Annotated in this window: 22 protein-coding genes; 11 read left to right on the forward strand and 11 right to left on the reverse strand. The window is 54.4% G+C overall.

Translation table 11 applies throughout. From position 1 onward, the window contains the following. Window positions 1-309: 309 nt before the first annotated feature. Complete coding sequence (locus tag ACYZT0_RS07275) at window positions 310-1,326, reverse strand: iron ABC transporter substrate-binding protein (RefSeq protein ID WP_462045233.1); 1,017 nt, start codon at window positions 1,324-1,326, stop codon at window positions 310-312. A gap of 810 nt (window positions 1,327-2,136) precedes the next feature. Here ACYZT0_RS07275 and ACYZT0_RS07280 point away from each other — a divergent pair. The 10 genes from ACYZT0_RS07280 to ACYZT0_RS07325 all read left to right on the forward strand — a co-directional run bounded on the left by ACYZT0_RS07280 (window position 2,137) and on the right by ACYZT0_RS07325 (window position 11,676). Further along, the gene (locus ACYZT0_RS07280) at window positions 2,137-3,783 is read left to right on the forward strand and encodes a 2Fe-2S iron-sulfur cluster-binding protein (protein WP_462045234.1); all 1,647 of its coding nucleotides are present in this window, start codon (window positions 2,137-2,139) and stop codon (window positions 3,781-3,783) included. Window positions 3,784-3,823: 40 nt separating this feature from the next. Continuing rightward, window positions 3,824-4,546 (forward strand): hypothetical protein, encoded by a 723-nt coding sequence (locus ACYZT0_RS07285; RefSeq protein ID WP_462045235.1) that lies wholly within the window; start codon window positions 3,824-3,826, stop codon window positions 4,544-4,546. A gap of 57 nt (window positions 4,547-4,603) precedes the next feature. Further along, entirely contained in the window at window positions 4,604-5,284 is a 681-nt protein-coding gene (locus tag ACYZT0_RS07290) for a heavy metal response regulator transcription factor (RefSeq protein WP_462045236.1), read from the forward strand. Then, window positions 5,262-6,680: a heavy metal sensor histidine kinase gene (locus ACYZT0_RS07295; protein WP_462045237.1), complete on the forward strand. Its 1,419-nt coding sequence runs from the start codon at window positions 5,262-5,264 to the stop codon at window positions 6,678-6,680. Before ACYZT0_RS07290 ends, ACYZT0_RS07295 begins: the two co-directional genes overlap by 23 nt. A 187-nt stretch (window positions 6,681-6,867) precedes the next feature. Further along, entirely contained in the window at window positions 6,868-7,131 is a 264-nt protein-coding gene (locus ACYZT0_RS07300; RefSeq protein WP_462045238.1) for a hypothetical protein, read from the forward strand. 198 nt (window positions 7,132-7,329) lie between these two features. Next, a complete protein-coding gene (rloA3, locus tag ACYZT0_RS07305) occupies window positions 7,330-7,863 on the forward strand; it encodes a retropepsin-like aspartic peptidase RloA3 (RefSeq protein WP_462045239.1) in 534 nt (177 codons plus the stop codon). Between the two features lie 120 nt (window positions 7,864-7,983). Beyond that, window positions 7,984-8,676 carry a response regulator transcription factor gene (locus ACYZT0_RS07310; RefSeq protein WP_462045240.1) on the forward strand — a complete coding sequence of 231 codons (693 nt, stop codon included), beginning with the start codon at window positions 7,984-7,986 and terminating at the stop codon, window positions 8,674-8,676. A gap of 16 nt (window positions 8,677-8,692) precedes the next feature. Then, entirely contained in the window at window positions 8,693-9,901 is a 1,209-nt protein-coding gene (locus ACYZT0_RS07315) for a sensor histidine kinase (RefSeq protein WP_462045241.1), read from the forward strand. A gap of 108 nt (window positions 9,902-10,009) precedes the next feature. Next, window positions 10,010-11,287 (forward strand): MFS transporter, encoded by a 1,278-nt coding sequence (locus ACYZT0_RS07320; RefSeq protein WP_462045242.1) that lies wholly within the window; start codon window positions 10,010-10,012, stop codon window positions 11,285-11,287. Then, window positions 11,284-11,676 (forward strand): YkvA family protein, encoded by a 393-nt coding sequence (locus ACYZT0_RS07325; protein ID WP_462045243.1) that lies wholly within the window; start codon window positions 11,284-11,286, stop codon window positions 11,674-11,676. The genes ACYZT0_RS07320 and ACYZT0_RS07325 overlap by 4 nt, the downstream gene beginning before the upstream one ends. A gap of 626 nt (window positions 11,677-12,302) precedes the next feature. Here the strand turns inward: ACYZT0_RS07325 and ACYZT0_RS07330 are convergent. Together ACYZT0_RS07330 and ACYZT0_RS07335 are read right to left on the reverse strand one after the other, a co-directional pair. Further along, window positions 12,303-12,890 (reverse strand): hypothetical protein, encoded by a 588-nt coding sequence (locus tag ACYZT0_RS07330; protein WP_462045244.1) that lies wholly within the window; start codon window positions 12,888-12,890, stop codon window positions 12,303-12,305. Window positions 12,891-13,124: 234 nt separating this feature from the next. Beyond that, entirely contained in the window at window positions 13,125-13,463 is a 339-nt protein-coding gene (locus tag ACYZT0_RS07335) for a hypothetical protein (protein WP_462045245.1), read from the reverse strand. Window positions 13,464-13,594: 131 nt separating this feature from the next. Between ACYZT0_RS07335 and ACYZT0_RS07340 the strand changes: the two genes are divergently transcribed. Further along, the gene (locus tag ACYZT0_RS07340; RefSeq protein WP_462045246.1) at window positions 13,595-13,942 is read left to right on the forward strand and encodes a helix-turn-helix domain-containing protein; all 348 of its coding nucleotides are present in this window, start codon (window positions 13,595-13,597) and stop codon (window positions 13,940-13,942) included. 32 nt (window positions 13,943-13,974) lie between these two features. Here the strand turns inward: ACYZT0_RS07340 and ACYZT0_RS07345 are convergent, their stop codons facing one another. The 8 genes from ACYZT0_RS07345 to ACYZT0_RS07380 all read right to left on the reverse strand — a co-directional run bounded on the left by ACYZT0_RS07345 (window position 13,975) and on the right by ACYZT0_RS07380 (window position 20,061). Further along, complete coding sequence (locus ACYZT0_RS07345) at window positions 13,975-14,304, reverse strand: hypothetical protein (protein ID WP_462045247.1); 330 nt, start codon at window positions 14,302-14,304, stop codon at window positions 13,975-13,977. An 85-nt stretch (window positions 14,305-14,389) separates the two neighbouring features. Further along, the gene (locus tag ACYZT0_RS07350) at window positions 14,390-15,358 is read right to left on the reverse strand and encodes a DUF932 domain-containing protein (RefSeq protein ID WP_462045248.1); all 969 of its coding nucleotides are present in this window, start codon (window positions 15,356-15,358) and stop codon (window positions 14,390-14,392) included. Window positions 15,359-15,493: 135 nt separating this feature from the next. Next, window positions 15,494-15,829, reverse strand: a complete 336-nt coding sequence (locus ACYZT0_RS07355; RefSeq protein WP_462045249.1) for a hypothetical protein — start codon at window positions 15,827-15,829, stop codon at window positions 15,494-15,496. Window positions 15,830-16,063: 234 nt separating this feature from the next. Then, on the reverse strand, window positions 16,064-17,458 hold the full coding sequence (locus ACYZT0_RS07360) for a tyrosine-type recombinase/integrase (protein WP_462045250.1): 1,395 nt from the start codon (window positions 17,456-17,458) through the stop codon (window positions 16,064-16,066). 387 nt (window positions 17,459-17,845) lie between these two features. Then, the gene (locus tag ACYZT0_RS07365; RefSeq protein ID WP_462045251.1) at window positions 17,846-18,091 is read right to left on the reverse strand and encodes a hypothetical protein; all 246 of its coding nucleotides are present in this window, start codon (window positions 18,089-18,091) and stop codon (window positions 17,846-17,848) included. Between the two features lie 125 nt (window positions 18,092-18,216). Next, the gene (locus ACYZT0_RS07370; RefSeq protein ID WP_462045252.1) at window positions 18,217-18,579 is read right to left on the reverse strand and encodes a hypothetical protein; all 363 of its coding nucleotides are present in this window, start codon (window positions 18,577-18,579) and stop codon (window positions 18,217-18,219) included. 391 nt (window positions 18,580-18,970) lie between these two features. Continuing rightward, window positions 18,971-19,663 carry an RES family NAD+ phosphorylase gene (locus ACYZT0_RS07375; RefSeq protein ID WP_462045253.1) on the reverse strand — a complete coding sequence of 231 codons (693 nt, stop codon included), beginning with the start codon at window positions 19,661-19,663 and terminating at the stop codon, window positions 18,971-18,973. Next, complete coding sequence (locus ACYZT0_RS07380; protein ID WP_461970378.1) at window positions 19,657-20,061, reverse strand: antitoxin Xre-like helix-turn-helix domain-containing protein; 405 nt, start codon at window positions 20,059-20,061, stop codon at window positions 19,657-19,659. Before ACYZT0_RS07380 ends, ACYZT0_RS07375 begins: the two co-directional genes overlap by 7 nt. Window positions 20,062-20,127 lie beyond the last annotated feature (66 nt).

Raw genomic sequence — 20,127 nt, forward strand, 5'->3', positions numbered from 1 at the left:
CCGTGGTTTGGACGACGCAGCGGAGCTCATGCACGACATGAGACGCGTCGGGCTTGCTTTCCTCGCCACCGCTGCGCTCGTTACCTTCTAGCGCGTCTATGATATTGCAGCCCATTGCGCCACCGACGTTCTGGATGGATGCAAGAAAACTCCGATCACGAAGACGAGCAGCAGCGCCAGCAACGAGACCAGAACGGACAGTCCGACCAAGGGCTCACGCGGCCAGGCGTTTGCTGGCACAGAGTCGCTGGAATTGCTGATTCGACCATGCCAGTCCGTTCCGGGACCATGATTGGCTCCACCATCAGGTTACAGCAGCCCGGCCTGAGTCATCAGCTCGACGGCCTTCTTGCTGTTGAGTTTGGACGCATCGATCACTGGCGCATCGAGCTCCTTGAGTGGCACCAGTTCCGGGTTTGATTGTGCATTCAGGCCCACGGCATACTCGAACGACTTGCCGGTCTGAAGGACTTCCTGACCCTCCTTACCGGTGATCCACTTGAGGAAAGCCTGGGCTTCTTCCTGGTGCTTGCTCGATTTCAGGACGCCGCCGCCGGAGATGCTGACAAAGGCACCCGGATCCTTGTGCTTGAAGTAGTACAGCTTGGTGTTCTTGCTGTTTTCGCCAGTCTTGGCCTGATCGACGAGGCTGTAATAGTGGTAGATCACGCCGCTGTCGATCTGGCCGGCATTGACAGCTTTGAGCACTGAGCTGTTGCCACGATAGACGGTGGCGTTGGTTTTTATCGCCTTGAGCCATTCCAGGGTGGCGGCTTCGCCCTTGAGCTCCAGCACGGCGCTGACGATGGCCTGGAAGTCGGCACCTGCAGGGGACGCGGCCCAACGGCCTTTCCAGCTTGGAGCGGCCAGGTCGAGCAGGGACTTGGGCAAGTCCGCCTCAACCAGTTTGCTCGGGTTATAGACGAACACCGTGGAGCGCGCCGCGATGCCAATCCAGCGGCCGTGGGCCGGGCGATACGGGGCACCCACTTGCTCGAGGGTCGTCGGCGCCACCGGGGTCAACAGGCCGGCGTTGTCGACCAGCACCATGGCCGGGGAATTCTCGGTCAGGAACACGTCGGCCGGGGAGGCAGCACCTTCCTGCACGATCTGGTTGCCCATCTCGGTGTCATCGCCATTGCGCAGGGTGACCGGGATCCCAGTTTCCTGAGTGAAATCCTCGACCCAGGCCTTGGTCAGGCCTTCGTGCTGAGCGTTGTAAACCACGATGCCGTCGGGGCCAGGTGCTGCATAAGCAAGGCTCGCACTCATCAGCGCGGTCGTCAGTAATGCCGTTTTGAGAAAGGAAGGGGCAAGCGAAATCATTATTTAGCAGTTCCTGCAGTTATTCAAAGAATTGTGGTCGGAGGTCTTGAGGGGGATCGCTAGATTATAGGAGTTAATGATCCATGGAAATGCGAATTATTTGCATGCCTGAATCGAAGGGAATGTAGAGAGAAATGCAAAAAAACGTCAAGGAAACGGCTAATGGCTGTGCTTTCTAATTAGATTAACGCTGCGCGGGTCAACCCGTGCGATTCACGTGAACCCCATCTGATGTGCCGTTCAATAGCTCGTGGCGGAGTGGAGCGATGGCTCGGTGTCCAGCGCAATTGCACAGGCAGGCGCAGCGGTACCACACCTGTGTGGTAGGCAGTGAGCCCTTCGCGGTGGCCGATGCTGATCACGGTGATGTTCGTGCCCGCCAGTGCCCGGGTTCACAAACGGGCGAACTGCACCGCTGTGGATTGGCTCGGCTGTCGAGGAACGTTTCTATCATTCCCTGTCCCTCGTCACCGGGCACCACTTTCTTATGCGTCTACGCCGGTATTCAGGGAGAGCTTAGGCATCAGGGCTACATCGACTCCTGGCTCAGCCTGCTCAAGGCAGATATCCAATTCCTGACCAGGTCAGCAATGCGCTCCTCCGACCTTCAGGCTTGTGAGCCAGTAATTTGTCGTGGTGGCGCAATCGAGTCGAGTCGCTATGTGAATGGACTAATAAATGACAATTTTGTCATCTGCCGGTTTGATTTCTGTTTGTTGTCCCTCTCTACCATGTCCGCCAAAGCACACTCAAACGGAGAAGCTCCGCAGCCAGGTGCCGTGTATTGATAGAACGAATTGGGGCAGTTAAATGGAAGAGCAACTCACTCAACTATTCGGTATTTCATTTATCGACATCAGTTCGTATGTTGGTTTGGCTGCGGCCGGCGTGATGACCCTGAACCTGTTCGTGGGGTTGTTACTGTCGCTCCAATACAACCCAATAGCACGTTGGCCGTATAAGCGGATACCGCTCTCAGGCCTGCATAAATGGTCCGGCTACGGTGCGCTGTTCCTTGCATTGCTTCATCCCGTCTGGCTGCCGCTGGCGAAGGCCGCAAACTACACAGTACTCGCGGTCTTTTATCCGATGGTTGCGCCCGAGCAGCCCATCATCAATAGTTTGGGCGCGCTCTCGATCTATACGCTGTTTTTTGTTGTGGTCACCGCTTACTTCCGGCACCGCTTTCAGTATGCGTCTTGGAAGAAGCTGCACTATGCGTCCTACCTCGTCATCGGATCGTTCCTGATTCATGGCGTGTTCACCGAACCCTCGCTGAAACCCGGTACTCCGATCGACTTTCTGGACGGAGGAAAGCTGTTCATCGAGGCCTGCGCGCTGATTTCAGTGGCCCTCATTGCGTGGCGCGTGACCGCCGGGAAGACACTTAGACAGGCTAATGCGCAAGCCGTCGAGGTGCAGAGCCCCGAGACAAGCCTGGATTGGCATGGGCCTCTGGATGTCACTGCGATCACTGACATATCCCCGGATGTAAAGACCTTCCGCCTGACGACGCCGGAAGGTGGCCCTTTGCCCTTCAGTTTTCATCCAGGCCAATATCTCAGCCTGCGCATCAGTGACGGCAATCGCTCGTTGACGCGTAACTACAGCATCTCCTCCGCACCGGGTGAAACGAATTATTGCGATATTTCGGTCAAGCTGCTGGAAGACGGACAGGGCTCCACCTACTTGCACACCCAGGTAGGTGTTGGTAGTTCGCTGGAATGTCTAGGCCCGCACGGCATGTTCACGTTCCAGGGTACAGAAGCGACCAGTGTCGTACTGATCGCTGGGGGGATCGGCATCACCCCGTTGCTCAGCGTGGTGAAGCACCTCGCGGCGCAGGACTGGCCGCATGAGGTCTATTTGGTGTTCGCCGTCCGCACGCCCAGTGACGTGCTCTTTGCGGACGAACTGAAGCGCATCGCAGCCAGCTATCGGCATCTCAAGCTCTTAATTCTTCCAACATCAATCGAGGGCCATACCTGGAGCGGCCCGCACGGCCTCATTGAAGCTAGGCACCTGTCTGAATTTGTTCCACATCTCAACCACCGGCGTGTCCACGTCTGCGGCCCTCAGCCGATGATGGACGCGACGATCGCCATTTTGTACAGACTCGGTGTCCCGGATAGCCAAATCTACACCGAGTCTTTCGGAGGCCATGGTGAGGTTGAGCGTGACGATCAGTTGTCCGACTCGACGGTAACTTTCACGAGGTCGGGCAAGACGTGTTTCGTGCCGGCCGGCAAGACGTTGCTCGACGCCGCTGAGGAAACCGGCATTTCCATCCAATCATCGTGCAGAACGGGCACCTGTGGCAGCTGCAAAGTGAAGCTGCTGGTGGGCCAGGTCAAGATGCATCGCGATGACCTGCTGACGGAGCGGGAGCTGCGTCAGGGGATCGTCCTCGCCTGCCAAGCGCGCTCGGTGATCGGTGAAATTCAGCTTGAAGCATGAACGTGGTTTTTTTTAGGGTAAGGAAAGGGAACGTAAAAAAATGAAAAAGAAATGGGCAAGTGCGACTGTTCCTGCGTTGCTGGGATGTCTTGTCGGGGGAAATGGGGCCGCTCAAGCGGAGGGGTTCACTGGGCAGTACATGGCGACTGGCAACCTGTCGACGCAGACAGCCCTGATGCCGTCAATGAACAACAAATTGACCGCCAACTATGCGCCAAGCTGGATGACGGGCAACTTCGATTTTCGCGTTGAGCAGTACACCGAAACCTCGTATCACGGAAAGGATGGTGCAATCGTCAGGGAACACAAGCAGGAAGAACAGTTCAATTACAACCTGCCGCTCACTGAACATCTGAGCGCGACTACCGGTATCCTGCATCACGATAACTCGACATTCCCAGACGACTACTGGTGGGGAATTGCCGGATTGGTTTGGAACGGTGAAGTAGCGACCAACACGAATCTGACCACGGGTTTGCTCGCCGAAAAACGCAACGACGGCGGACGTGTGTTCTATGATTTTTCGGCAACCTTGGAGCGACGGTTGTGGGAAAAATATGGGGCCTTTGTTGCGACCCACCTCTATGAAAACCTCGGTGAATTCGATACTACCCCGTCTTTCAAACGTGAGTTCGAGACGGGCCTCAATTACTATCCAAGCGAGCGCTATGTCATGGGCGTCTCCTACTTCTATCATCAGCAGATAGATGACCCGACTGACCGCTTTTCATTCGTAAAGCTTAAGTTTGGCGTCAACTTCTAAGTTCGCGAATCAGATATGGCCGCGGCTTCAGGCCCAGGGATCTCATAAGGAAGACGCATGAAACTGCTACTGATTGAGGATCAGGCAACGGCTGCGGCCTATATCACGAAGGGTTTGCGTGAAGAGGGGTTTTCCGTCGAGTTGGCCAGCAACGGTCCTGATGGTCTGCATCTCTTGCTCACAGGGGGCTACGACCTTGCAATACTGGACGTGATGCTGCCTGGGCTGGATGGCTGGACGATTCTCGAAACACTGCGCCGCGCTGGCAAATCGACCCCTGTATTGTTCTTGACCGCACGGGACACCGTCGGGGACCGTGTTCGAGGGCTCGAACTAGGTGCTGACGACTATCTTGTGAAGCCCTTTGCATTCTCTGAATTGCTGGCGCGTATCCGAGTCGTGTTCCGCCGTAATGCGCCCGTCACCGCCGTGGAAACAGTACTGAAAGTGGCTGATCTAGAGCTGGATTTGCTTAAGCATCAAGCCGTCCGCGCAGGTGCGCGGATTGAACTGACCCCGAAAGAATTCGGCTTGCTACAACTCTTGATGCGGCGAAGCGGTGAGGTCCTATCGCGGACCGTGCTGGCCGAACAGGTATGGGGCATGCATTTCGATTACGATACCAACGTGATTGACGTCGCAGTCCGGCGGCTCCGCGCCAAAATTGATAATGGTTACGATCTGAAACTTATTCATACACTACGCGGGGCCGGCTATGTCTTGGAAGCGCGCGACTGATGCGCTCGATCCGCGTTGCTGGTCGCTAACGGCTCGGTTAGCTTTTTTTTTCACGCTTGCAACAGCTGCCATTCTGATCGGTGTATCGGGGCTGTTGTATAGCGAGTTGAAGCTACAACTGCGGGCAAAAGACAAGATCGAGCTACACCAGGCAGCAATCGCGCTGAGTGAAAGCGTCAGAGAACTGGCAAGCGAAGAGCAACGCGAAAACTGGCGACGCGAATGGGAGGAAAGTGTCTCTCGAAGCCCGCGCCTTTCTGCGCGGGTGCTGAAACCGGATGGTGGCGTTTACATTGCAACGCCTGGCATGCTGCCACCGTCACCAGCGTTCCCAGCCATTGCCTCTCCTCCTGCTTATGGCCGCTGGCGGACGGCCGAGGATGATGAGCACTACCTGCTGACCACCGTCCCGGTAGAGACCCCTTCAGGCCAGTTTTGGCGCGTGGAAGCCGCACTGGACTTGACGCACAGCCATGAAGTGTTGGAGGCGTATGTACGGCGACTGGCGTGGTTACTGCTGATCGCAACAATCCTTACTTCCATGGTGGGACGATTGATTGCGCAGCGTGGATTACGCCCTCTGTTGCTGATCGGTACGCAAATGCATCGGATCTCTGGTGAGAAACTGTCTCATCGCATTGGCCGACAATCATGGCCGCGTGAGTTGGCGGAACTCGCTGAGTCTTTTGATGCAATGCTGGGACGATTAGAAGATGCATTCGCCCAACTCAACCGTTTTTCCGCTGACCTAGCACATGAAGTGCGTACCCCAGTCAACAATCTGGTGGCAGCTGCGAGCGTGACGTTGGCCCGTCCACGCACGCCGGAGGAGTATCAGGACGCGCTGGCCACCGTCATTGAGGAATGTGAACACTTAGCCCATATGGTCGAGGCCATGCTGTTTCTTGCCCGTGCCGAAAATGCAGTTGAAGTCTTGCACGTCGAAACCCTGTCGGTGGCAAATGAGTTTCAGCGGCAAGTGGAAATCTTCGATGCTCTCGCAGCCGACAAACGGGTCATCCTATCCAGAAAAGGCGAAGCCTCAATTCAAGCCGATCCGATACTGTTAAGACGAGCACTGTCCAACCTCATTGCAAACGCCATACGCCACTCTCCCGAGGGCGGGAAGGTTTGGTTGATGGCACGTGAGGACCACGAATTCGTCCGATTGACCGTACAGGATAGCGGCTTGGGCATTCCTCCAGAATGTTTACCGCACCTCTTTGAACGGTTTTACCGGATCGATTCGTCGCGCAGCGGATGGCACGGTACCGGTCTAGGCCTTTCGATCGTGCAGTCGGTGGCTCAGTTGCATGGCGGACAAGTCACGGTGAGCAGTTCGCCAGGGAAAGGTGCGACCTTCTCCCTGCTCTTGCCAAAGGCGGGAAAGCTGTGATCCTAGGGGCGCTATGCTGGTTCAGGTGTTGAAAATAAAAAAGTTGATACAAGTATCAGGGGGGTGAGATTGCGTGTTTTATCTTAATTCACATGGGATCCATGGTCCGATGATACGGTACCCGTTATGCGCACTCTTCGGTGCTCTAGTCGGTTGTCTGAATACGCGATCTGGACTCAGCCTAGTTATGCTGGTCGTATCCAGTATGGCAATCACCATCATTCTCGGTTTCCTGAAATTCGATATCGACGTTCGCCTCAGAGCTTTAATTGTCTACTGTCTGGGCATTGTGATGCTTTCACAAAAGCTGTCCGATATTTTAAGAATGGCCTCCGCGCAGCAATATCATATGGCTTTGACTGAACTACCAGAACTCTTTGTAAACGTGGTTATCGTGCCAATCGTAGGGATTACATTTGTACTGCTGGTACAGCTCTTGAGTAAAGATTAAAAGACAAATGGTTCAGTTGGGTAAACGCATAGCTACTGCTCTATCCCATTTTGACGCACAACTGGTTCGGCAGAGGGCTTGCCCGACGAACTGAAAAAAAACCGTTCCATTGGACAATGGAAATCAATAAATCGGTGTTAACAGGTTCTTGACGGTGCTTCATGCAAAGTGACGCTTCGAATCCTGGAGGAGCCCGATATGGCACGCTCAATGGCAAAATGGCTTGCAGCATCCGTTCTTGGACTATCACTGATACAGCCTGCCTTCTCGGCAACTCAAAGCCCAACGAAGGTCTTTGGCTGGATCGAGGAAGGCGTGCTGATGCCCGAAAAAATCTCGGTGAAGATCAAGCTGGATACCGGGGCATTGACCTCCTCACTGGATGCCAAGGACCTTGAGCCTTTCCGCAAGGACGGTGAAAAATGGGTTCGCTTCAATGTTGAGGTGAAAGACAGCGAAACGGGAAAGCTGGTCACTGCGCCGTTCGAGCGTAAGGTTGAGCGTAATGTAAAAGTCCGGGGGGCTGGTGGTGCCGAGCACCGGCCAGTGGTGCTGATGACCATCTGCATTGGCGACCAGATCTATAACGAGCAGTTCTCCTTGAAGGATCGAGGCAAGATGAAATACCCAGTTCTGATCGGTCGCCGTACGCTTGAGAACCTGGGGCTGGTGGACGTTTCCCACACCTTCACCATGGAGCCTAAGTGCAGCAAAGAAACGTCTGCCAAGTAGTTCTTGATAGCAACCTGCACCGGAGCACGCAGATAGGTTGTCCCACCGAGCGTTGCTTTCGCTCATGCGACGGCCAACTCACCGATTTCCATGTATGAATGAGGTTGTTTGAGCCAAACCATGCGAATTTTGATTATTGAAGACAACCCGGACATCGTGGCCAACCTCTACGAGTATTTCGAGCCCCTGGGGCACGAACTCGACAATGCCCGCACCGGGCATGCTGGACTGGCTCGGGTGGTTGAGCAGCGTTTCGACGTGATTGTCCTGGATGGCATGCTGCCAGTCCTGGATGGGTTGGAAGTGTGCCGACGGCTACGTGAAGAGCAGCAATGCACTACACCGGTGCTGATGCTCACTGCACGAGACACTATTCATGACAAAGTAGATGGGCTGCAAGCGGGAGCTGATGATTACCTGGTCAAGCCTTACTCGCTGATTGAGTTGGAAGCTCGGCTTCATGCTTTGGTGCGACGAGCTAGCGAATCAGCTACTGGTCAGATATTGCGTTTTGGTGAGCTGGAGTTCGACCCTGGAATCTTCGTGGCTCGTCGAGCAGGACAACGGCTGGAGTTGACACCGTTCGGTTACAAGATGTTGGTGGCGCTGTTGCGTGCCGCCCCAAGTCTGGTGACCCGTGAAGAGCTTGAACAAGAACTCTGGAATGGTGATCCGCCGCTCAGCGATGCTTTACGAACCCATATCCACGCCCTGAGGCTGGCAATCGACAAATCCTTCCCGCAATCCCCACCAATGCTGTTCACCGTTCAGGGGATAGGCTATCGACTGGTGGGCCATGATGTTTCACAGTGACTCGTTACGTGGTCGCATGGTCTCTGCCTATGTGTTGCTGGCAGTCATCATCGTTGGCTTTTTCACGGGCTCAGCTTTCTTTGCCGTCGCGAAAATAGAGCGAGAACTCATCGATAACCGGCTCGTGCGCGCCGCTGATCTTTGGGCGGCAGATTCATTTCATGTGGCGCAGTCACGAACCCTTGATCTGAGCTTTTTCAAAGGTGCACTGATTCCGCAGCCTCTGCAAACGTTAGGACTGGGCACTCACGAAATGAAGTTGAATGGACGAGGGCTGCATGTCCTGATCGGCGAGGCGAATGGAGAGCGCTATGCCATCGTGGATGACCAGAGCGACTTTGAGTCTATCGAGACCTCTTCCTACATCACCCTGGGCCTTGCGTTCCTCGGTGGCATCGGCTTAGCCATCTTGATTGGCAGAACCAGTGCCAATCGGGTAATCCTGCCACTGACCAAGCTGGCTTCTTCGGTTCAGGATAAGCATGCGACAGGAAAGTTGCCTGGCCTTGATGCCACTGACGAGATTGGTGTACTGGCGAGGGCGATCGATGATCGAACCAACCAGTTGAGCCATGCCTTGCAACGCGAACGTTGGTTCACTGCCGACGTCAGCCATGAGTTGCGGACCCCGCTGACGATCATGCTCGGCGCAGCAGAGATCCTCACCAGCCGCTTGCAGGATCGTCCGGACCTTCTGCTCATGACCGAACGTATCCGACGTAACGCCTCGGAAACTGCACAGCAGGTCGGGGCCTTATTGCAGCTGGCCCGTGTACCGGTAATTACCGATCTCGCCTTGATCAACCTGCGGCCCTTGATCGAACGTGAGCTGGAGCGCTGCCAACCTCTGCTCCGAGGAAAGGCTTTGACACTCAACTTCCTCTGCACTGAAGAGGTTTCGGTGCGGGCCATTTCGGAACTGGTCACCATCGCGGTGAGTAATCTGCTGCGTAACGCTTGCCAGCACACGGAGCAAGGCGTCATCTCCGTGTACTTGAATGCGGCAGGAATTGTGGTGGAAGACTGCGGCACGGGTTTACCTGAAGCGGTGCGTGCCCGTCTGTTTGATCGCTTCGTCAGAGGTGACGATGACTTCACCAGCGGTTCGGGCCTGGGCCTGTCGATCGTCAAGCGCGTAACCGAGCACCTTGGGTGGAGTGTTCAGCATGCCCCCAGCCCGAGCGGTGGCAGTCGCTTTACGTTGCAGCTCCCCAACCGTGAGTAATTTCGCAACAACCTTTTAATCCGCTGACTGAAGCGGGTCCTCATTCAATGCTGACTATCAACGAGTTGTAGTTATGACTTTCTCCGAAAAATTCACCGAGTCGTCGAGATGAACAAGATGGATGAAGGCTCGCTCGAAACGCAAAAGCAGGAAAATACGAGTCAGCCGCAAGAGTCGCAAGGCTGGTTGAACCGGACAGTCGTAGGTGCTGGCTTGACCAGTGCGCTGGGGGATTTTTGTTACGAAACAACGACCGTTATCCTCCCCGGCTTTCTTGCAGTATTGGGTGTTCCAGCTGCTGCCCTGGGGATCATTGAAGGGGTGGCTGATGCCTTGGCCAGCTATACCAAGATGGTCTCAGGCTACATCGCCGACAAACTCGGGCACCGTAAGCTGTTAGTGCTGGTGGGTTATGGATTAACCCCCATTAGCCAAGTGCTGTTGGCCATTGCTCTGGGCTGGCCGTTGATCCTTTTGGGACGATTGGTGTCATGGTTCGGCAAAGGCCTGAGAGGACCTTTGCGCGATGCCATTGTGATCCAGGCGGTGACACCAGAAACTCGTGGAAGAGCCTTCGGTTTTCACCGCGCCATGGATACGGTCGGAGCGGTGATAGGTCCGTTGCTGGGCGTGGCCATTCTTGGCTGGGCTCAAACGTTACCGTGGGAAGATGCTGCCGGACCATTTCGACTGGTTCTATGGCTGAGTGTTATCCCCGGCGCCCTTGCTGTGCTGGCGTTTTTGACCCTGGTAAAAGACCCTGAGCACTCACCGAACCCTGAGCTTAAGTTCTTTGCGGCTTTACGCGGATTGCCAACGCGGTTTAAGCGCTACCTAGGCGCGGTCGGAATCTTTGGTTCTGGAGACTTTTCGCACAGCCTACTCATCCTGGCCGCGACTCAGCTCCTCACACCGTCAATGGGAGTTGTGCCGGCAGCGCAAATTGCAGGTTTGCTATATGTCTGGCGCAATGTGGTGCAGGTAGCTGTTTCCTACCCTGTTGGTATGTTGGCAGACCGCTTTGGCTCCCAGACTATGTTGGTTGTTGGCTATGCGCTGGGCACGTTGACCGCAGTACTGACGGTAATCGCTTTCTGGATCGGGGCGGACAGTCTCCTGATGTTAGGCGTCATCTTCTTCATCGCCGGGCTATATGTCGCGGTACAAGAAGCTCTGGAGTCCACAGTGACAGCGGACATGGTCAGTCGCGATACGTTGGCTATGAGCTACGGAGCCCTAGGCACCGTCAATGGCACAGCCAAATTGATCGCTAGTTCGGCGGTGGGCGTACTTTGGACGGCGGTTTCACCCGTGTTCGGCTTTAGCGTTGCTGCTTTGTTAATGCTTGTTGGGACATTCGCTCTTGCACAGACAATGACCAAGTGAAAGGTATTCTTGAGCATCTGCGGCGTTGGGAAAAAGGGCTGAAACGACAAACCATGGTTCTGTGGTTTTGCTACCAGCATCCCCAAACCTCATGGCTGCCAAAATGGATTTCGGTTTTCGTGGTGGCTTACGCATTAAGCCCCATCGACCTCATTCCAGATTTCATCCCGGTATTGGGCTATCTGGACGACGTAATCATTTTGCCCCTCGGCATCCTGCTCGCCGTCAGGTTAATGCCCCCCTTGGTGCTTGAAGAGTGTCAACTGAAAGCGAGTGAGTGGGAGAAAAATGGTGTGAGGCGTCCTATGAACAGGGTCGCGGCGGCACTCATCATTCTGGTCTGGGTGGCCGCTGTGGCAGGTACAGGATTGGCTTTCGTTCACTACTGAGTAAACGCCGGTGAATGTAATTTCCACTTGTTCACCTTCATCTTGCCACGCCAGCTGATAGAGCAGCCACTGGTGTTGTCCCTCACGGCGATCGGCCACGAGCAATAGGGTCCGCTCGCTACGAGATTTACTCGGGGTTCCAGACAAGTTCAAGGACGATATTTACACAGAATCACAAGGTGACACCCCGGCTAAGGGGCTAGTTGCCAATGCCGAAGATTTACCCGAAAGCGTATTCGACCCCGTCGCCGACAACGACGCTGCACCAGACGTCCATATTCACTAGGGTCACTTACACCCTGAGTCAACGTGGTGAGGGCGTTCAGATTATTCTAGATAGTAGCGAGCGCTTATCCGGTATTCGTCCAACTTATCAACTAGTCGACGAGTCTGAACTGCTGTTGGTTATTCCAGCTGCCTCTATCGAAGTAGAAGGCTAAGTGTAGGCAGCATGAGTGGGGCGCTTAAAAGGTTAGAAATGGTGGCCACTTTGGTGGACACCATTGCCCTAAGCGCTGGATCAGAAAGGTGGGGGGACGGTTACTTCGAGCTTAACCGATAGGGACTTAAGTCGTGCAGATGATAGATTTTCTAGAGTTGGCTGAACTCATTAAGTTTTCTTTCAATCATGGATGCTTGCCTGCTTTACACCAGTTTTCCCACTCGTCGAGCATGTCGGAGATAACCATGGCGTCTTCACCATTTTCCTTGTGGAACGCAGCGCCCCATTGATCGACACAGCTGTCTATATTTGCTTTATTCGATGAGTTCGTAGAGGCTTTCTGCATGGCTGGCGCTGCTCGTCCACCCACTTCTGGGCCTGTGCCTTTTAGGTACGCTACGATACGACCATCCTCAGCATTTCCTAAATAGTATCCACGTAATAGGACTACGGGAGTTTTTTGAGTTTGCTGTATTTGCCCTGCATATTCGTTAGTTGAGTCCCATAGACCGCTGTCGCGCTGATATTGATACTCACAGGTGCCTTGGTCGCAGAATACCGTTCCACGTGTTTGTAGAACTTTCACGCTGCCATCCTGCATCTTGTAAGGGAGTTTGGCAGGAGCATCCTCAGGTGCGCAATCCAACCAAGCTGCGTTGCGTTTATTGGTCGGGCACTCTTGTATTTCGTTTGCTTGCCAAGCGGCTGCACCTAAGGAATATACACTCGAAATAAAGCTAAGTAGTGCAATCAATAGAAACTTTTTGTTCATGGAGTTGTTTCCTTCTGTTAAGTAGGTGGCAGTGCAGTGCTTGGAATGAATGGCTGGAAAATCAACCTGTCGAGCTGACTTTCCAGCGCCCACGGGCGGGGGCTTGAAGATCCAAGGGATTACGTTAAGCATTGGGATGTCACTACGATGATCACGAAACAGGTGCTTACCGATAACCGGCCGTTCAGCATAGTTAATGGACCCCCACACAAAGATTACGTCATGTGTTTGAAGTCATTTTTTCTTATATGTGACTATCAGTGTGCTCACTACGAAATATTTTGCTATTTCGTAGTCTGGGTCGTACGTGGCGATATTGTGAGCTGCTATCGCCAACCCTGCCGCTAATCCACCCATTACAGTCCATGCACTTGCAGCCACAGCGGCGATGCGGCCTGCAACGTATACTCGACAGCTTAAGCCTTCTGCTTCGATGAGTTTTTCAATTGTTTCGACCGTATTTCCAAAGGAATAAGTGGGGATGTCTTTTATTGTGAATGTTTTTTTCTGAGAAATTAGTTTCGATATTTCTTCGTTTGTTATGCTGGAAGCCGAGTAAACACCAGTATCCATTGTAAAACTCCTTGTTTTTCCTGTGGGCACAAATAGTCAAAAAACAACCTTAAAGGTTGATTTTCAACCTGAATAGCTCTTCATGTCAATGAGGCGTTACCCAACCATCTAGGTGGATATTGGGAGGCGCCGTGATAGAGACTGATCAGAAGTATTTGGCGGGTGTGGTGGGGCGTGCGATTGCCAAGCAACGCACTCGCGGTGGCTTGACGCAGGAGGAAGTGGCCGAGCGTCTGGGTATTGGCAACGAAGCCGTTTCCCGCATTGAGCGTGGCGTCGTGATTCCTAATATTGCGCGGTTGCTGGAGTTCGCCGGCATCTTTGGTTGCGAGGCGGCCGAGTTGTTGACCGAGGCCAGTTCACGCCCGGATGACCAAGCCAACCGGATCAGTCGATTATTGATGCAGCTGGGGCATGATGATCGGCAACTGGTCGTGGAGCTGGTTGAGCGCCTGGCCGAACGCCTAAGTAAGGGATGATTGCCGGACTACCAGGTTTGGTTGTGGTGCTATCAGGCATCGGCTTTCTGATCGAACTTGGCTCCGCAGCGTAAACAGAGACAGTCATAGTCGCCGAACTGATATTTCTGCACGTCCTTGGCAAAGGCCGTCAAAGCGGTATAGCCAGAGGTCGTACTGGACACGCTCTCGCCGATCAGATCGAGGAGTTGCACCAGCAGGCTTTCCTGTCGAATTTCTGCGCCCGTTTCCCGACCCTGGGTATGGGCCTGGTGAACCCCGAGTAGAAAATTATCAATGGTGCCAATGAGCATGACGGCCGCGTTGGTCGCCTCCTTGGACAGTACAGCCTGGGAATCGCAGATCAGGCAGCGTGTGGGCATGGTGGAGCTCCGTGAAGGGATTAAACCACTGAGAGAAAGTCTATGGATGTGGGAGGCGACGGCCTCCCTTTATGCGGCGAGTGCTTCAAACCACCAGTTGCAGGGCGGTATTGAGCGCTCGTTGTTTGATGACTGCACCCTGGCCGAACCAGGCGGTGTCCATGCGGTACTCGTTGCTGCGCGCCCGGCGTTCGTGGTCCACGTATTCGGTGACGGCATTGAGCAGTCCCCACGCGGTGCCCTTGGCCGCTTCGAGCTCTGCCCCTCGGCCATGACCGTCATACATGCTCAGCACCTTGGTTAAGGCGCGCTCATTCGACAGCCCGCTGCGCTCAGGATTGCCCGTTTGTACCTCACACAGCACGCTGCGCAGGTAGTCCCTGGCTTCCTGGTCTTTGACCGGGCGTGCCGCGAGCGTGCGCATGCGATACATGAAATCGTCCCACTGCGACACGGTGATGCCCAACTGCTGTTTCACCGCGCGTGGATCGAAGCGCGTGCTGTGCGGCACCTTGATTGCCTGACTGGCGCAGTTGACGGCAATGGTCAGGGTGTTGTTGCACACCACCCGAATGGTGGTTGGGGTGGCGGTGGTGGCCAGCGTGCCGTCGCAGGAAGTCGCCAGCAACAGGTAACCGTTGACCACGTCGTTGCCTTTGAGCGCCGTCGATTGCCCGGTGCGCGCTAGTGCCCAGAGCTTGCGTCCGCCTTTCAACACGCCCGCCGTTTCCAGTTCATACCCGGAGCGCTCGGTCAGGTCGCGGTAAAACTCCAGGACCTCACGGGGCTGGACCACCTGGTAGCGTTGCGAGACCACCGATAGCGGCGCTTTGGTATCGGAGCGAAACAGCACCTTCTGTTCGGCAAACGAATGGATGGTGCCGAGGTTGCCGACTGTGTCGGATTTGAAGTGCACAGGGCTTTCCTGGATCTGCCAATTCATACCGGCTTCACGCTGCCAAACTTCCAGCGGTTGTTTCTCCGTGAGGCGACTGCCCAGGCCATGCCAAGGGGTAGCGCCGACATAAGCCATTTGTTCGATGAGGTGTGCCATGAGGAGTTTCCTTTTCAGTTGCGCACGGCGAAGCCGCTGAACAGTCAGCAGGGATCAATCGCGTGCGAGGGATGGGACAGGGAGAGATAACGGTGGATCAGGGGCAGTGAAGAAGCTTCAGCCGGGAGGAGCGATTCAAACGTAATGACGGCAGCTAAACGACAGCCCGCAGTTGAGGCAGTTGTAATTGTCCAGCACCTGATCATCGATGATTTCGCCGAGTTTGGCGCCGGTGATACAGCCGGTCGCGGCTCCGATCAAGCCACCGAGAATGGCGCCGGTCATCGTGCCCGCAGCAACGGCCACAGGGCCACCGGCGAGTCCTGCGACAGCACCGGCCTCTGCGCCAGCGAGGGCGCCTTGCGCGCCTTGGGTGGCGCCGCCGAGGGTGCCGATGAGTGCGCCGAATTTCCGGGCGAAATCTTTAGTGGTGACAGCGGCGGACTGGCAATTGGGGCATTGGGTGTTCATGTGCAGGATTCCTGTCGAGTGAGTCGGGGTTTAAGTCATTGCACGGGCATAGGCCCCGTCAAGTAGGCCGCGCTTGCGGCCTACTTGAGTGGTGGGCTCCACGGAGTCTGGGGATGTGATGTTACGTGCGGAGGGATGCGGGGGAGTGATGTACGACTACGAATTTTTTGACTGCGATTCAGTCTGCGCCAGACTTCATCGCGGATGAGGAGGGGGGCACTTCGATTGGCTACATTAGTTCTGCGTTTCAGGGGAGGGCGGAATTGGCGGGGTTGGGTTATTAGCTTCAACCTTTGTAAGTGTTTCCAGGTGCTCGCCAAGTAAGTCCCAGGCGGTGGCCATTTCGGTAGCGTAGCTGTGCCGCTGATAGATTCGTTTCATCTTGTTATCTTCAGTATGGTTAAGGCAGCGCTCAGCGACCTCTGGTATCACCCCCAGGGCTGTCATCAGAGTGGCTCCTGTTCGACGTAAGTCATGCGGTGTCCACTTGCCGCTTGCTAGAAGAAGGGATTGGGCTTTGGCGCTACGTCGACTCATGGTCCCTTGCTCAGGCTGACGTTGACGGTCCCCCAGTTGTTTGGTAACAGTCTTCGAGTTGACTGGCCCACTGTCGTCTGTATTTGGGTAACACCAGATCGATTTACCGTTTATTTGTTGTACTCGCTTGAACTGTGTCGCTGCAAAGTTCGATAAGCTGATGAGGTGTGGTTTTCCATTTTTACTGTCTTCGCCCGGAATTAGCCAAGTGCGCTGCTCAAGGTCGATATGTTGCCATCTGCTGCTCAGCAGTTCGCCAATACGACAGCAGGTGGATAAAGCAATCCAGATGGCTGCTTCAGTTGTGACCAGCAGACCAGCTTTCGGGGACTTTTGGGAAAGACTGCGTATCTCATCATCATTTAATACTCGATCTCGCTCGACATCTTTGCCGCCAATCTTAGATTTGCGAATACCGGCACTAGGATCGTGTTCGATCAGATCGCGGTCTACTGCGAAGCGGAACATTTGACGCATGAGGGAAAAGGCTATTTTGGCTGCTCGATTGACGCCACGCGCGAGCATCACATCGGTCACTTCGGTGATATGTCCCTTTTTTACATCTGCTACGGCAAAGCTGCCTAGAACAGGCAGAACATCTTTCTCAAACATTCGGCGCACCTCCGCGCCTCCATCCTTGCGATTGATTAAGTCGACCTTAGCCCATTGCTCAAATAGCTCAATAACGCTCTTACGGGCGGCTTGGCGGTCCAGCTCGGCTTGTGCCGTGGCTTTCTCCGCATTTGACTGTGCCAGCTTGGCGTCGCGGGCCGCGATGCGTGCGACTTCTTCAGACTCAAGGTGTTCTCGAATATTTTTGATGCCTGTCTTGTGAAGGCTGGCGAGCTCTATTGCTTTCTGTCGCGCATCAGACAGAGTCATTGTTGCGGCATCGTCTCCAGGGCCGTACGTGCCAATTGGCAGCGCGTATCGTTTGCCTGCTTCGTTTGTATATTGAAAATAGAAAAGACGGTCTCCGGCTGGGGTGATTCGGGCTAGCAGGGAGCCATGACCCCAAATTGCAACCTCGCTCATCCATTTATGGGTGTGACCGGGCTTTGCCTTCATTGCCTTATCAGTGATGTTGGCCATGCGCTAACTCTATGGTAGTTAATTGGTAGTTAATTGATATGAGCTTCAGGCGAAGCTTAGCGGACGCTAGTGGACGTGCGGAAGGGGATAGTCCAACATTTGCTTGGGGTTTATGTGCTTTGATGGATGGTGCTGGACATAGTGGGAGATGGATTCACCTTTATGGGGTGCTAGGGGTCGAGTGTTCGAATCACTCCGTCCCGACCATATTTCGTAAGGGGATCAAGCACTTAGCGGCTTGATCCCCTTTCTCGTTTCAGGCTTGCGCAAAACCCGCGCAAAACTGTAAATTGGCGCCGGATTTGGCACCGCCTTACAGGATGTTTGGCGCAGGTCGCTTGCATTCAAATCACTGAATTTCGCGCAATCTTTGGCACCGCGATGTTGTCACTCAGTTGCTGGTTTTGACGGTCGAGGAAATGTTGCATCTGGAAAGCCTTTTTTCAGCGCCGTGTGTAGTTCATCAGCCACCTTATCTAAATCCGCGATTGAGCTGTCCACCCTGAAAATCAGTCGTTTCGTCTGGTCAATCAGTTGTGAGAACAGCCGAGGACCAAGTGCATGCTCTAAAGAAGCGTGCGAGACCGGTCCGCCAATAGGGATGATCTTTTCTAGAATAGGCTGTACTTCCATGAGGTGCAGCGTCGAACGGGTTCGTACCACGTCTATCGCATGAAGAAAGTTTTGTTCGGTAATGACCAGTGTTGCCAGTATCCCGGCATTTACTAGGTCGAGAAAGAATGCAAGGCTATCTAGGTCTATCCTCGGCGGCTCATCCAGGGGTAGTCTATGGGAGGGAGTGAAATTACTACTGAGGGCTTGTCGCGGTAGTCATCCACAAAGTCCATTTGTATCTGAGCGAGAATGTTGACCTGGCACCACAGCGTGAACATGGCGCGTGCACCAGCACCTATCCGCCTTTTCCGCTCGTCCTCCTGAGCCGCATCTCGTACCAAGGATGCTCCATACCATGCACCGGCGTAGGCGGCGATCAATGTCGCTACAGCCGGCAAAAAGTCTTTTGCGAAAGCCGCTAGTTTCGGAGTTCCAAATGGAGCGCTGAAGGACGCTGCAACAATAATCAAAACCAACAGAGTGAGCGGGTTTTTCAGCTTTTTCATTCCGTCCCTCGCATGACTCGTCCCTGCTTGAATGTTTTGCCTAACGCAGAGATAGCTCTAAGCCTTGGGTTTAACAATCGCATCCACTCAACCACTCGGCCGATCGAAGCTGGCAAACGCCTGCGTGTTAAAGCGATGGCGGAGCTCTATTGGTCGCGATCAAATGAGCGTTTCTACTGAAGCGTCGGTGGCGTCTGTTCCGCAGGATTATAGAAAATAGTGAAATGCCCGCAGGTACATAAAACTACCCTACCTCCGATTGCGGGATGGGCACGCCAATGGATGCGTTCTTCCTCTACGTGCTCGCCACGCGACGAGCTTCGATAAGACTGATAGTCGCTAGCAATGGATGCGGATGGTTCGACATGGGGTGAGGGCAGGGGTATCCCGATCAGGCTTCGCTGATCTTACTGACACTGGTCACCAGCCCATTCCAGATCATCTCGTAATGCGCTGCTTGAATGATTGATAAAACCGGTCTCGGTGTCATCAGCGCCCAGCAATAACTACCTTGCATGCGCACGGAGTTGTAACGAATGCCGGGACAACCCGCTTTTTTGATGGATTTCCCCAGTTGACGGGAGTGCGTGTAATCGTCAAGCGCGTAGACAGGATCAGTCATCGCAATGGCTGCAGCATCTTTCATCGCCACGTCCACGAAGGAGCAGGACAGTCCCCGAAAAACGAACCGCTCATAGTTCAGGCTCGGGACATTCGACCAATACAGACTCTGGTGATGCCGCACCTCGGCCAGCGCCGTTTCCATGGAGTCCGCCAGGTACAACACCCCAAAACTGCCATCGCTGAACCGCGAACCTGCCGGGTTGACGTGGGTAAAAGGCGCTGTCGCGTAAGAGCAGCCAGGAATGCCGAAAGGGATCTGGTTACGGGGAATCAACTCAAGATGACCCACTTCATTTTTCAGTCTGGGATTTGTCAGCGCCTGTATCTGATACAGCACCTCAAACTCATCCGCGTCCGCAACGTCATCAAACATCGCGATAGGTGGAAACTTTGAATTGACCAGTCGATAGGCCTGTAACTGCTCTCCGGTAAGTTCTGCCAGTTCGTTCACCTTTACCATTGCGCACCACGCAGCACGTCAATGCGCCGGAAGGTTTCATACAAAGAAATCATATCGCCCTGAGACATGATCTCAAGCGGGCTACGCCCATTGAAAAACTCGTTGTCGTTGGCCATCGACGGGAAGCCGTAGACGTTCTCCGGGTTATCGAAAACCAGGCGCAACGCGGCGTGGATGTTGAGCACAAAACTGATGCGCTGCATCTGGTCCGAGTCCAGCGTCACAGCCCAGTCGGGATCACGCTGCCGGGCGCGGGTGTAAGTGCTGCGGGAAATGCGCAGGATGCGGCAGGCCTGATCGCTGGACGCACCCCATTTTTCGAGTATGCCGACAGCGGCACGCAGGCCCGTCACACACTGGCTCTTGGTAAAGGCTTGTTCCTGGAGGGCAACGGCCATGTTCAATACCTCATCATGAATCCATAGACTCAAAGATAGTCATATTGAATCTACAGATCAAGACTG

The organism is Pseudomonas sp. ZS1P83 (genome assembly GCF_054897825.1).